12 protein-coding genes are annotated in these 13,618 nt (G+C 46.4%); 11 read left to right on the plus strand and 1 reads right to left on the minus strand.

The window, feature by feature from the left end:
* The first annotated feature begins 139 nt into the window (after positions 1-139).
* Complete coding sequence (locus WA279_RS17825) at positions 140-958, plus strand: UTP--glucose-1-phosphate uridylyltransferase (protein WP_268548162.1); 819 nt, start codon at positions 140-142, stop codon at positions 956-958.
* Between the two features lie 8 nt (positions 959-966).
* Here the strand turns inward: WA279_RS17825 and WA279_RS17830 are convergent, their stop codons facing one another.
* Positions 967-1,686: a yteA family sporulation protein gene (locus WA279_RS17830; RefSeq protein ID WP_041340313.1), complete on the minus strand. Its 720-nt coding sequence runs from the start codon at positions 1,684-1,686 to the stop codon at positions 967-969.
* Between the two features lie 289 nt (positions 1,687-1,975).
* On the opposite strand from WA279_RS17830, the gene WA279_RS17835 reads away from it, so the two are divergent.
* The 10 genes from WA279_RS17835 (at position 1,976) to mntD (ending at position 13,616) form a co-directional block, all read left to right on the plus strand.
* Positions 1,976-3,391, plus strand: coding sequence for an isochorismate synthase (locus tag WA279_RS17835; RefSeq protein WP_015251378.1), 1,416 nt, complete (start codon positions 1,976-1,978; stop codon positions 3,389-3,391).
* Positions 3,388-5,130: a 2-succinyl-5-enolpyruvyl-6-hydroxy-3-cyclohexene-1-carboxylic-acid synthase gene (gene menD / locus WA279_RS17840; RefSeq protein WP_336156184.1), complete on the plus strand. Its 1,743-nt coding sequence runs from the start codon at positions 3,388-3,390 to the stop codon at positions 5,128-5,130. The genes WA279_RS17835 and menD overlap by 4 nt, the downstream gene beginning before the upstream one ends.
* The gene (gene menH, locus WA279_RS17845) at positions 5,118-5,942 is read left to right on the plus strand and encodes a 2-succinyl-6-hydroxy-2,4-cyclohexadiene-1-carboxylate synthase (protein ID WP_336156185.1); all 825 of its coding nucleotides are present in this window, start codon (positions 5,118-5,120) and stop codon (positions 5,940-5,942) included. The genes menD and menH overlap by 13 nt, the downstream gene beginning before the upstream one ends.
* A 34-nt stretch (positions 5,943-5,976) precedes the next feature.
* Positions 5,977-6,792: a 1,4-dihydroxy-2-naphthoyl-CoA synthase gene (gene menB, locus WA279_RS17850; protein ID WP_003229054.1), complete on the plus strand. Its 816-nt coding sequence runs from the start codon at positions 5,977-5,979 to the stop codon at positions 6,790-6,792.
* Between the two features lie 90 nt (positions 6,793-6,882).
* Entirely contained in the window at positions 6,883-8,343 is a 1,461-nt protein-coding gene (locus tag WA279_RS17855; protein WP_336156186.1) for an o-succinylbenzoate--CoA ligase, read from the plus strand.
* Positions 8,340-9,455 (plus strand): o-succinylbenzoate synthase, encoded by a 1,116-nt coding sequence (gene menC / locus WA279_RS17860; RefSeq protein WP_336156187.1) that lies wholly within the window; start codon positions 8,340-8,342, stop codon positions 9,453-9,455. Before WA279_RS17855 ends, menC begins: the two co-directional genes overlap by 4 nt.
* A gap of 279 nt (positions 9,456-9,734) precedes the next feature.
* Entirely contained in the window at positions 9,735-10,655 is a 921-nt protein-coding gene (mntA, locus tag WA279_RS17865; protein ID WP_046160762.1) for a manganese ABC transporter substrate-binding protein/adhesin MntA, read from the plus strand.
* A gap of 18 nt (positions 10,656-10,673) precedes the next feature.
* Entirely contained in the window at positions 10,674-11,426 is a 753-nt protein-coding gene (mntB, locus tag WA279_RS17870; protein ID WP_335388804.1) for a manganese ABC transporter ATP-binding protein MntB, read from the plus strand.
* Between the two features lie 5 nt (positions 11,427-11,431).
* Complete coding sequence (mntC, locus tag WA279_RS17875; RefSeq protein ID WP_336156188.1) at positions 11,432-12,739, plus strand: manganese ABC transporter permease MntC; 1,308 nt, start codon at positions 11,432-11,434, stop codon at positions 12,737-12,739.
* On the plus strand, positions 12,729-13,616 hold the full coding sequence (gene mntD, locus WA279_RS17880; protein ID WP_283933692.1) for a manganese ABC transporter permease MntD: 888 nt from the start codon (positions 12,729-12,731) through the stop codon (positions 13,614-13,616). The genes mntC and mntD overlap by 11 nt, the downstream gene beginning before the upstream one ends.
* Positions 13,617-13,618: the final 2 nt, after the last annotated feature.

The following is a 13,618-nucleotide window of genomic DNA, read 5'->3' on the forward strand; positions in this document are numbered from 1 at the left end:
ATATCAATATCCTATTAAAAAAGGGCTGGTTCGTGATTCCGCTTTCTGCCCAGTTGCTTCCGCCTAATTTCAGATGTACAAACATCGGGATGCGCTCTTGGAATATCATGTAATAAACATGAGCTGAGGGGAAAATAACATGATAAAAAAAGCGATCATTCCTGCAGGCGGATTCGGCACGAGAAATCTGCCGGTGACGAAGGTGATTCCGAAAGAAATGTTTCCGGTAGGATCTAAGCCTGTGATTCATTATCTTGTTGAAGAATTAAAGGAGTCAGGCATTGAGGACATTTTGATGGTTGTATCGAGCCATAAAAATCTGATTGTCGACTATTTTGATTCCTCTTTGGCACTTGAGGCTTTTTTGGCCTCTAAGAATAAACTGCATTTGCTTAGTGAGCATCCCATTCCGGATATACGGATTCACTATGTGCGGCAGCCTTATGCAAAGGGTCTTGGCGACGCCATTTCTTTCGGAAAGCAATTTGCAGGCGGAGAGCCTTTTGCCGTCGTTTTGCCAGATGATCTGATTTTTTCCGCCAATCAGCCGGCTTTGGGGCAGCTGATTGAAGCATATACGAAATATCAGTCCAGTGTAATCGGCTTAAAAGAAACAAAAACGGAGGATTTACATCATTACGGGGTGATAAAAGGGGAGCCTGTTGAAAAAGGGCTTTATCGCATACAGGATATTGTGGAAAAGCCTAAACAAAACCCTCCGTCTCATTTTGCCGCAGCAGGGCGTTATATTTTCACACCGGATATTTTTAATGAGCTGGAGGCATTAGAAGCTGATAGCGGAGGAGAAGTGCAGGTAACGGATGCGATAAAAGCTTCGCTCGGGGCATGTACCGTATACGGGAAATTGCTAGAGGGCGAGCGGTATGACATCGGCCTGCAAAAGGATTATCTGAAGCTGATTTACGATATGCTGAAAACGGAAAAGAACCCCCAATAATCGGGGGTTCAATCAGCGTGGAGATCGCCGAATGTGGTCATGATTCCCTCTTCGTCAAGTTCTTCTTCATAGCGCTCATGGGCTCTGCTTTGATAAACGGTAATTTCTTTTCCAGTGATATCTGTAGCGATGAAATTTTCGTAAGACTCCGTATTGCCGATATTCTCTTCGGCATTCATCGTCATATCATCATAGCTGAGCGGAGGGTTTTCCATATCCTGCGGCGTTTGTGAGTTACCATATTTTTCGACATCCTGATAGGAATCTTCACTGTCATATGGCGCTCTGATTTCTTCATCATCATCAAATTCAAATTGCCCGAAAGGTGTTTCTTCTTCGATCGGACGGTCTTTGGACACCACGTCCTGTGACGAATACTCCGCGAGTGTTGTGGCAGTCGGAAGCGCTTCAAGTCTTTCGTAAGGGATTTCCTTTCCGCTTACTTCACAAATACCGTACGTACCGTTTTCTATCGCTTTTAATGAATGCTCAATGTCCCGAAGGTGCTCTCGCTCATGCAAGTCTAGAGCGATGTCTTTCTCACGCTCGTAAAGTTCTGTCGCCTGATCGCCGGGATGGTTGTCGTATGCCGAAAGCTCACCCCACGAATCATAAGGAAAGGCTGAGTTAAGCTGAAAATGATCATTGTCTTTGAAACGGTTTAAGATATCTTTTTTCGTTTGTTCCAGTTCATTTTTTAAATGCTGAAGCTGTTCTTTTGTAAGCAATGTGATCGCCTCGTTTCTCTGTGATGCATACCTTTAGTATGAACAGATCCCCTGAGAACTTTCATAAATGCCGGGTGGAGGAATATAGGAGGTTTTCCTTTTATGGTAAGCGGATACAACCTTTGCTATCAGTGGAGAAAGAAATTTAAGCTTTGTTTCTTTTTCATTTCTGAAATTAGGTTTATAATAGGTAAGGCAGGCCATTTGGACTGCATGATCTGTGTTTGACACAAAGGAGACACAGGTGTATGGTATTAAAAGCATTTTAAGGATTATGGAGGAATGTCTCATGGTGACAACGGTGCAGCGTACGTTCCGAAAGGAAGTTCTACATGCATTACATAAAGCCAAAGAAGTCAACCATGCTGTCTTAATAAGCTATTCGAGACAAATCGAGTCTCTTGACCCTCTATCATTTTTCAATTACGGAGCAAAAAAATATACAGGCAATCGATTTTTTTGGTCAGATCCTGAAAGTGAATTGACAATAGTCGGTCTTGGCAAAGAAGCGGTTTTCCAGACAAATCAAAAAAACAGCGAGCGGTATCGTGAGGTTTTTGAACAATGGGAGCGCTTTAAAAAGACGGCTTTTCATATTTATGAAGAAGAAAAGCTGCAGCATTCTGCAGTGGGACCTGTGTTATTCGGAGGATTTTCTTTTGACCCTTGCGAAGAAAGAGGTTCACAATGGGACCATTTCTCGGAAGGGGATTTCTTTGTGCCTGCGCTTATGCTGACGATGACTGCTGAAGGCCCGTTCTTAACAGTTAACAGATGGGTAAGCGGAGGAGAAGACGCAGAAGCTGTTTTAGAAGGCTTAAAAGCTTTTGCAGCGGAATTTATGGTTCCCGATTTCAAGCAAGAAGATCAGGCTGTGATTGCAGCAGCCGAAGAGCTGGATAAGGATGATTGGCTGAAAGCAATCGAAACGGCCACAAGCCAAATTAAAGAGAAACAATATGATAAGGTTGTTCTTGCCCGAGAGCTGCTGCTCACGTTTGACGGTCCAATCCAAATTGAACCGGTGCTTAAAACGCTTCTGGACGATCAGCAGACAAGCTATGTTTTTGCAATTGAACAAGAAGGTAAAACCTTTGTCGGCGCGTCTCCGGAAAGACTGATCAAAAGAGACGGCGGCACTGTTATGTCTTCCTGTCTGGCAGGCTCCATTAAACGAGGCGTGAATGAAGAAGACGACCGCCGGATAGGCCTTGAATTATTAAACGATGAGAAAAACCTGCTTGAGCATGATATTGTGGTAGGTATGATTCATAATGCTTTTGTATCAAGCTGTTCAGAGGTTGAAAAGCCTGATGGACCTGTTTTGTACAAAACAAAAAGCGTTCAGCACCTGTTTACGCCGATTGTCGGACAGCTGCGCGAGTCTGCATCGATTTTTGACTTAATTGAGAAGCTGCATCCCACTCCGGCGCTTGGGGGAGCACCTCAGGAAAAAGCTGTTGACGTGATCAGGGAGATTGAACCGATGTCCCGCGGCTGGTATGCGGCCCCTATCGGCTGGATTGACAGCCAGGATAACGGGGAATTCGCGGTAGCCATTCGTTCAGGGCTCATCGAAGGAAGCACAGCAAGGCTGTTTGCCGGGTGCGGTATTGTGGAAGACTCGGAACCAATCTCGGAATATGAAGAAACACAGATTAAATTAAAGCCGATGATCTCTGCATTAGGAGGTGAGAGGCGTTGACAGTCAACCCGATTACTCATTACATCGGAAGTTTTATTGATGAATTCGCCCTTTCCGGAATTACGGACGCCGTCGTTTGTCCAGGCTCAAGATCTACACCGCTGGCTGTTCTTTGTGCTGCGCATTCCGATATCAGCGTCCATGTCCAAATTGATGAAAGATCTGCCGGATTTTTTGCCTTAGGTTTGGCAAAAGCGAAGCAGCGTCCCGTACTATTGATCTGTACATCTGGAACAGCCGCGGCCAACTTTTATCCGGCTGTGGTTGAAGCCCATTATTCAAGGGTGCCTATTATTGTGTTAACTGCTGATCGGCCTCATGAGCTGCGCGAAGTAGGCGCACCGCAGGCTATTAATCAGCACTTCTTATTCGGTAACTTTGTTAAGTTTTTCACAGACTCTGCTCTTCCTGAAGAGTCTCCGCAAATGCTGAGATACATCCGAATGCTGGCAAGCCGCGCTGCCGGAGAAGCACAAAAGCGCCCAATGGGGCCTGTCCATGTGAATGTGCCGCTGCGCGAACCGCTGATGCCGGATCTTTCAGATGAGCCGTTTGGAAGAATGAGAACAGGCCGTCATGTGTCTGTGAAAACGGGTACGCAGTCTGTTGACCGCGAGTCCCTGTCTGATGTGGCTGAGATGCTCGCAGAGGCTGAAAAAGGAATGATCGTCTGCGGAGAGCTCCATAGTGATGCGGACAAGGAAAACATTATTGCGCTTTCAAAAGCGCTTCAGTATCCAATTTTAGCGGATCCGCTGTCTAATCTGCGGAATGGTGTTCATGATAAAAGCACTGTTATTGATGCGTATGATTCGTTTTTAAAAGATGATGAGCTAAAGCGGAAACTTCGTCCTGATGTTGTCATTCGGTTTGGACCGATGCCTGTTTCAAAACCGGTTTTCTTATGGCTTAGGGATGATCCGGCGATTCAGCAAATCGTGATTGACGAGGATGGAGGGTGGAGAGACCCGACACAGGCAAGCGCGCATATGATTCATTGTAATGCGTCTGTTTTTGCTGAGGAGATCATGGCAGGCCTTACTGCTGCTGCCAGATCCTCAGAGTGGCTGGAAAAGTGGCAGTTTGTCAATGGGCGGTTCCGCGAGCATCTGCAAACAATCAGCAGTGAAGATGTTTCGTTTGAAGGCAATCTCTATCGAATCCTTCAGCATCTTGTGCCTGAAAACAGCTCGCTGTTTGTGGGAAACAGCATGCCGATCAGGGATGTTGATACGTTTTTTGAAAAGCAGGACCGCCCTTTCCGGATTTATTCAAACCGGGGAGCAAACGGGATAGACGGTGTCGTCTCCTCTGCCATGGGGGTATGTGAAGGAACAAAAGCGCCTGTTACCCTTGTGATTGGAGATTTATCTTTTTATCACGATTTAAACGGCCTGCTGGCGGCCAAAAAGCTGGGTATTCCTCTTACTGTGATTCTTGTCAATAATGACGGAGGAGGGATTTTCTCCTTTTTGCCGCAGGCTTCTGAGAAGACACACTTTGAAGATTTGTTCGGCACACCGACAGGGCTCGATTTCAAGCATGCGGCTGCACTTTACGGCGGAACGTATTCATGCCCGGCTTCTTGGGATGAATTCAAAACAGCTTACGCGCCGCAGGCAGACAAGCCCGGACTCCATTTGATTGAAATCAAAACGGATCGCCAATCAAGAGTCCAGCTTCATCGCGATATGCTGAATGAGGCTGTGCGGGAAGTGAAAAAACAATGGGAACTGTAAACATAACGGTATCAAATGGTGTCCGATATGCAGTGGCAGACGAGGGACCGAATGCTTCCGAAGCCGTCGTTTGTCTGCACGGGTTTACCGGCAGCAAACAATCATGGACTTTTCTTGATGAGATGCTGCCTGATTCCCGCTTGATCAAAATTGATTGTTTAGGGCATGGGGAAACCGATGCCCCGCTGAATGGGAAAAGATACAGCACAAGCCGGCAAGTTTCTGACCTTGCCGAGATTTTTGATCAATTAAAACTTCACAAAGTGAAATTGATTGGGTATTCTATGGGAGGAAGGCTTGCTTACTCTTTTGCGATGACATATCCCGAGCGGGTATCGTCACTTGTGCTTGAAAGCACGACGCCGGGGCTTAAAACACTTGGGGAACGGCGGGAACGGATCATGCGGGACCGGAAGCTTGCTGATTTTATTTTGCGTGCCGGGCTCAAAGCGTTTGTTGCATATTGGGAGAATATCCCTTTGTTTTCATCTCAGCAGAGGCTGGCTGAAGATATTCGGCACAGGATACGATCGGGCCGTCTGCGGAACAATAAGATTGGGCTTGCGAACAGTTTAACCGGCATGGGCACCGGTTCACAGCCCTCCTTGTGGAGCCGTGTAGAGGAAATAGATGTTCCTGTGCTTCTGATCTGCGGGGAGTGGGACGAAAAATTTTGCGCCATCAATCAAGAGGTGCATAAGATGCTTCCTTCTAGTAGAATAGAGATTGTTCCAAAAGCAGGACATACGGTCCATGTGGAACAGCCGCGATTGTTTGGTAAAATAGTGAGTGAGTTTTTGACAAGCATCTGACTCATTCACATAGAGAATAAAAGGAGGTCATCATATGGCTGAATGGAAAACAAAACGGACATACGATGAGATATTGTATGAAACGTATAATGGCATTGCAAAAATAACAATCAACCGACCTGAGGTACATAATGCGTTTACCCCTAAAACGGTTGCTGAAATGATTGATGCGTTTGCTGACGCAAGAGACGACCAAAACGTTGGGGTTATCGTGCTTGCCGGTGCAGGGGACAAGGCATTTTGTTCTGGCGGAGACCAAAAAGTGCGCGGCCACGGTGGATATGTAGGAGACGACCAGATCCCGCGTCTTAACGTATTGGATCTTCAGCGTTTAATCCGCGTCATCCCGAAACCGGTTGTTGCGATGGTGTCCGGATATGCGATTGGCGGAGGCCATGTGCTTCACATCGTATGTGACTTGACAATTGCTGCGGACAACGCAATTTTCGGACAAACAGGACCTAAAGTGGGAAGCTTCGATGCAGGTTACGGTTCTGGCTACCTGGCTCGAATTGTAGGACATAAAAAAGCACGTGAAATCTGGTACTTATGCCGTCAGTACAACGCACAGGAAGCACTGGACATGGGTCTTGTCAACACAGTCGTTCCTTTAGAACAGCTTGAAGAAGAAACGATTAAATGGTGTGAAGAAATGCTTGAAAAAAGCCCGACCGCACTGCGCTTTCTTAAAGCTGCGTTTAACGCGGACACAGACGGACTTGCTGGAATTCAGCAGTTTGCAGGGGATGCTACCCTTCTTTACTACACAACAGATGAAGCAAAAGAAGGCCGTGATTCCTTTAAGGAAAAACGCAAACCTGATTTCGGACAGTTCCCTCGTTTCCCGTGATCAGCAATACTTAGTAAACCAACAGCTTGAGACTTTGCGGTCCAAGCTGTTTTCTTTTCAATATAGACATTTTACCTCGGAGATGATGACATGCTGACAGAACAGCCCAACTGGCTCATGCAGCGGGCACAGCTGACACCTGAGAGAATCGCTCTCATCTATAGAGATCAAACCGTGACATTTGCAGAATTATTTGCCGCGTCTAAACGAATGGCGGAACAGCTTGCCGCTCATTCGGTTCGGAAAGGGGATACTGCGGCTATTTTGCTCCAAAACCGTGCAGAAATGGTATACGCTGTTCACGCTTGTTTTTTGCTTGGTGTTAAGGCGGTGTTTTTGAATACGAAGCTGTCAACACATGAAAGGCTGTTTCAGCTGAAGGATTCGGGATCCGGCTTTTTATTGACAGATTCAAGCTTTGAGAAGAAAGAATATGAACACATCGTTCAAACGATTGATGTGGATGAACTGATGAAAGAAGCAGCAGAGGAAATTGAAATCCAGGCTTATATGCAAATGGATGCAACGGCAACGCTGATGTATACGTCGGGTACGACAGGAAAGCCCAAGGGAGTTCAGCAAACGTTCGGAAACCATTATTTCAGTGCGGTGTCGTCCGCTCTTAATTTGGGTATAACAGAACAAGACCGCTGGCTTATCGCATTGCCGCTCTTTCATATCAGCGGATTGTCCGCCTTATTTAAATCTGTGATCTATGGAATGACTGTGGTGCTTCACCAGCGTTTTTCCGTAAGCGATGTGCTGGATTCTATCAACAGGCATGAAGTGACAATGATATCTGCGGTGCAGACTATGCTGGCCAGTCTTTTGGAAGAAACAAACCGCTGCCCTGAATCCATCAGATGCATTCTTCTCGGCGGCGGTCCTGCACCGCTGCCATTGCTTGAGGAATGCCGTGAGAAAGGATTCCCTGTCTTTCAGTCATATGGAATGACAGAAACATGCTCGCAAATTGTTACCCTGTCGCCGGAATTCAGTATGGAAAAGCTCGGATCTGCGGGGAAACCGCTGTTTTCGTGTGAAATCAAAATAGAGCGGGACGGACAGGTATGTGAACCGTTTGAACACGGTGAAATCATGGTCAAAGGCCCGAATGTTATGAAAAGCTATTTTAACCGGGAGAGCGCAAACGAAGCCTCTTTTCAAAATGGCTGGCTGAAAACAGGTGATCTTGGTTATTTGGACAGCGAAGGCTTTTTATATGTATTAGACAGACGTTCAGATCTGATCATATCCGGCGGAGAAAACATTTATCCGGCCGAAGTGGAGTCAGTGCTGCTTTCACACCCCGCTGTGGCCGAAGCCGGGGTTTCAGGGGCTGATGACAAAAAATGGGGGAAAGTGCCTCACGCCTATCTTGTCCTTCACACGCCTGTGAGCGCAGAAGAATTGACTGACTACTGCAAAGAACGCTTGGCGAAGTATAAAATTCCGGCAAAATTCTATGTGCTTGACCGCCTGCCGCGCAATGCGTCTAATAAGCTCTTGCGAAATCAGCTGAAGGATGCGCGTAAAGGAGAACTGCTATGATCGAAATAGAAAAAATCACGCTTTACCATTTGAGCATGAACTTAAAGAAACCGTTTAAAAACAGTATCGAAACGCTTCAAGAGCGTAAATTTCTGATCGTGGAAGCCATTGATACAACAGGTGTCACAGGCTGGGGAGAAGTTTCCGCTTTCTCTTCGCCTTGGTACACCGAGGAAACCATTGGAACATGTTTGCATATGCTAAAAGATTTTTTTATCCCAAATGTCGTCGGCCGTGAATTCAATCACCCTTCAGAAGTGCCGGACAGCCTGGCGCGTTATAAAGGAAACCGGATGGCAAAAGCGGGACTTGAATCGGCTATATGGGATATCTATGCCAAAAAGAAGGGCGTATCCCTTGCTGAGGCATTGGGCGGAACAAGAGATAAAATCCCTGCCGGGGTGGTAGTCGGCCTGGCGCCTCTTGACGATATGCTGAAGGAAATTGAGAGCTATCAAAAAGAAGGCTATCAAAGAATAAAAATTAAAATTCAGCCTGGGCAGGATGTGGAATTGGTCAAGGCCATCCGCAGCCGATTCCCAACCATCCCGCTTATGGCCGATGCCAATTCCTCGTACGAATTGAAGGATATCAGCCGTTTAAAGGAGCTTGATGAGTACCATTTAATGATGATTGAGCAGCCCCTTCAATCCGACGACATCGTTGATCACCGCCACCTGCAGAAACATTTGAAAACGGCCATTTGCCTTGATGAGAGCATTTGTTCAGTTGATGATGCGAGACGGGCGATTGAGCTAGGAAGCTGCAAAATTATTAATATAAAACCTTCTCGTGTCGGCGGCTTAACAGAAGCCTTAAAAATTCATGATTTATGCAAAGAGCATCATATGCAGGTTTGGTGCGGCGGAATGCTGGAAACAGGCATATCAAGAGCGCAGAACGTGGCGCTTGCTTCACTGCCTCAATTCACAATACCTGGCGATATATCTTCATCCTCACGCTATTGGGATGAAGATATTGTAACTCCTGATATTCGTATTGATAATGGATTTATTTCTGTGTCAAAACAGCCTGGTTTAGGGGTTGAGGTAAACCAAGACATTATGCGAAAATATGTGACCAAAATGGATGTTTTCACACAGCATGGGTAAGAAAAAAGCATTTTGCTATTTTGAATAAATGACACTGTGCTGTTACAGTAAAAGTGTTCGTTGAATACATCCCTTCTCGTTTGGACCGGCTGCTGACCCAGCCGGTTTTTTTATGTAAATCAGCTTGACAAAAATGGTCAAACGCGATAATTTTGCACAAAGGAAACTTTTTGTCCTGTGTAAATAAAACATGCTTTTGGCTAATTTAATGTCACATGTCTAAGAACTGACAACATAAGATAAAACAATCGGACATTGATGGCAAAGAGGAGGAGAAATATGAGACGAGGGCTGATGGCAGCAGTGCTTTTTGCGACCTTTGCTTTAACGGGATGCGGAACGGATTCAGCCGGAAAAAGCGCTGATCAGCAATTACAAGTGACAGCGACAACATCTCAAATTGCCGATGCAGCAGAAAACATCGGAGGTGAACATGTAAAAGTCACCTCTTTAATGGGACCGGGGGTTGATCCGCACCTCTACAAAGCTTCCCAAGGTGACACGAAAAAATTAATGTCTGCCGATGTTGTTCTGTACAGCGGGTTGCATTTGGAAGGGAAAATGGAGGATGTCCTCCAAAAAATCGGCGAACAAAAACAATCGGCGGCAGTAGCTGAGGCCATTCCGAAAAATAAGCTTATTCCCGCGGGGGAAGGCAAGACGTTTGATCCCCACGTCTGGTTCAGCATTCCGTTATGGATCTATGCGGTGGATGAAATTGAAGCGCAATTCAGCAAAGCAATGCCTCAGCACGCAGATGCCTTTCGGAAAAATGCCAAAGAGTACAAAGAAGATTTGCAATATTTAGATAAGTGGTCGCGTAAGGAGATCGCACATATTCCGGAGAAAAGCCGTGTGCTTGTGACTGCTCATGATGCGTTTGCGTACTTTGGGAATGAGTATGGATTTAAGGTAAAAGGCCTGCAGGGACTCAGCACAGATTCGGACTATGGATTAAGGGATGTCCAGGAGCTGGTTGATCTTCTGACAGACAAACAAATAAAAGCTGTGTTCGTAGAAAGCAGTGTATCTGAAAAATCAATCAATGCAGTGGTGGAAGGCGCTAAAGAAAAAGGCCATACAGTCACAATCGGCGGTCAGCTTTATTCGGATGCCATGGGTGAAAAGGGCACAAAAGAAGGCACATACGAAGGAATGTTCCGCCACAATATCAACACGATTAGTAAAGCGCTTAAATAAAGAAAAGAGGTGAAGGATATGTTCCCTGTTGAGCTTGATAATGTGACGGTTGCTTATCATAAAAAGCCTGTACTGCAGGACATTTCGCTGCAGGTGCCGGAAGGAAAACTTATTGGCATTATCGGCCCAAACGGCGCAGGAAAATCAACCTTGATCAAAACGATTCTCGGTCTTGTGCCCCGTGCTTCCGGAGACATCTCTATTTACGGCAAAGAATATAAGGATCAGCGGACCAGAATCGGATATGTTCCGCAGCGCGGCTCGGTTGACTGGGATTTCCCCACAAGCGCGCTCGATGTCGTCCTAATGGGAAGATACGGGAGAATCGGTTTATTAAAGAGGCCAAAGAAAGCGGATGTGGAGATGGCGAAGGCCGCATTAGCAAAAGTCGGGATGCTTGATTATGCGAAGAGGCAGATCAGCCAGCTGTCAGGCGGCCAGCAGCAGCGGGTGTTTCTTGCCCGGGCACTCTGCCAGAACGCTGACATTTATTTTATGGATGAACCGTTTGCAGGTGTCGATGCAGCGACGGAGCGCGCGATTATGACGCTGTTGGCAGAACTCAAAGAAAAAGGAAAAACCGTGCTTGTCGTCCATCATGACCTGCAGACCGCCGAGGATTATTTCGATTGGATCTTACTGCTTCATTTAAGAAAAATCGCTTTCGGACCGGCGGAAAACGTTTTTACGATCGAAAACCTGCAAAAAACATATGGAGGAAGGCTTACGTTTTTAAAAGATAAAGTGCTGGCAGAAGGACATAAGGAGTGAGCGCAATGTTTGAAAGTTTGTGGCTGCAGCTTCAGCATCCGAATACACAGTGGGTGCTGGCCGGTACGCTTTTGCTCGGGACGGCAAGCGGTGTTTTGGGCAGCTTTGTGCTGCTGAGAAAGCAAAGTTTAATCGGCGATGCGATGGCCCATTCAGCTCTGCCGGGAGTGTGTCACGCTTTTCTGTTCACCGGGCAAAAATCACTGCCTTTCTTTTTGCTGGGTGCGGCGCTCGCCGGACTGCTCGGAACGTTTTGTATTCAGCTGATTCCGCGGCTTTCAAAAACAAAGGAGGACTCGGCGATCGGGATTGTTCTTTCTGTGTTTTTTGGCGTCGGGATCATTCTGCTGACATATATTCAGCAACAGGGGGCGGGAAGCCAAAGCGGGCTTGATTCTTTTTTATTCGGCCAGGCTGCTTCATTGGTCAGGCAGGATATCATCCTTATTGCAGGAATATCCGCTGCTCTACTGCTCCTATGTATTGTTTTCTTTAAGGAATTTACATTGATTACTTTTGATCTCGCGTTTGCAAAGGGATTAGGAATCCCGGTGCGTTTTTTAAACGGGCTTTTGGCTTGTCTGATTGTCTGTGCTGTCGTCATTGGGCTTCAGACTGTTGGTGTGATATTAATGGCGGCTATGCTGATTACACCTGCCATAGCTGCGAGATATTGGACCGAACGATTAACCGGGATGATCGTCATTGCCGGGATTACAGGCGGGGTCAGCGGCGTGGCCGGAACCCTGCTTAGCACCACGATGAAGGGGATGGCGACAGGGCCATTAATGATCTTATCTGCAACGCTGCTCTTTCTTTTTTCAATGATTTGCGCGCCTAAGCGGGGATTGGCTGCTAAAGCCATAAGGCTGATGAGGCTGCGGCGCAGAACAAGCAGGGAGCAAGTGCTTTTGGAGATTTATGAACAGTATGAAAAGAATAATCTTTGTGTAACTGTTGAAAGTGTAAGAAAGAAAAGACGCCTATCCCCTTCATTATGCCTTAAGGCATTAAATGACTTGGAACAAGAGAGGTGCATTGAGCGTATCGAAAATGGGATTTGGCAAATCACAAGCAAAGGGATAGAAAAAGGCTATCACACAGCTTTGAAGCAGCGGATGTATGAAGTGTATCTCATGCATGAAATAGAACTTGCCAATATAGAATCCGATCAGGACTACTTTGACCCGGACCGTTTACCGAGAGAAACGAGAGAGCGGCTTTATTCACTCTTAAAGCTGTATGGACGGATGCCTGAGCGTCGAAAAGCGTCTCATGATGCCGAGAAGGGACAGATCGCAAATGAGTTTTGAAGCATGGATTATAGCTACCGGTGTATTAGTCGGTGTAAGCTGCGGATTGATCGGCACATTTCTTGTGCTGAGAAGCATGGCGATGCTGGCCGACGCAATCAGTCATACAGTGTTGCTTGGCATTGTCGGCGCTTTTCTAGTGACGGGAAGTCTCGATGGGATTTCTATGTTTATTGGCGCAGCCGCAACCGGTCTGTTAACGGCTTTCTTGGTTCAGCTTCTTCATAGCAAGGGGGTTCAATCAGATGCTGCCATAGGAGTTGTGTTTACATCCTTATTTGCAATCGGGGTTATTTTGCTTTCTGTGTATGGAGCGAATGTCCATCTCGATATTGAGCACTCGTTAATGGGAGAAATCGCTTTTGTGCCGTGGAATACGGTGACGGTATTCGGGGTTGATATTGGGCCGAAAGCGTTTTGGATGCTGGCATCTGTTCTGGTTTTAAACGTAGTGTTGATCAGTGTGTGCTATAAGGAGTTTAAAATCGCTTCGTTTGATCCTCAAATGGCTTTAGCCTTGGGAATACCGGTTTTGCTCATTCATTACGTGCAAATGGGCATGCTGTCCCTGACGACTGTTGCTTCCTTTGATTCGGTTGGTGCCGTATTGGTTGTGGCCATGCTGATTGTTCCGCCGGCTGCGGCACATTTGCTGACAGACCGGCTTCTTTATATGCTGATTCTCAGCGCGTTGATTGGCGGGCTGTCGGCGGTCATGGGCTATTTCTTCGCAACGTGGCTTAATGTTTCTATTTCAGGAGCGATGGCGGCCATGACAGGTGTATGTTATGCAAGCGCCTTTTTGTTTTCACCTGCAAACGGGGTCATGACTAAAAAGCTAAGAACACTCAACATGCAAAAAGAAAGAGCTGGCTGATG

Source organism: Bacillus sp. 204(2023), assembly GCF_037027505.1.
Classification (GTDB): Bacteria; Bacillota; Bacilli; order Bacillales; family Bacillaceae; genus Bacillus; species Bacillus subtilis.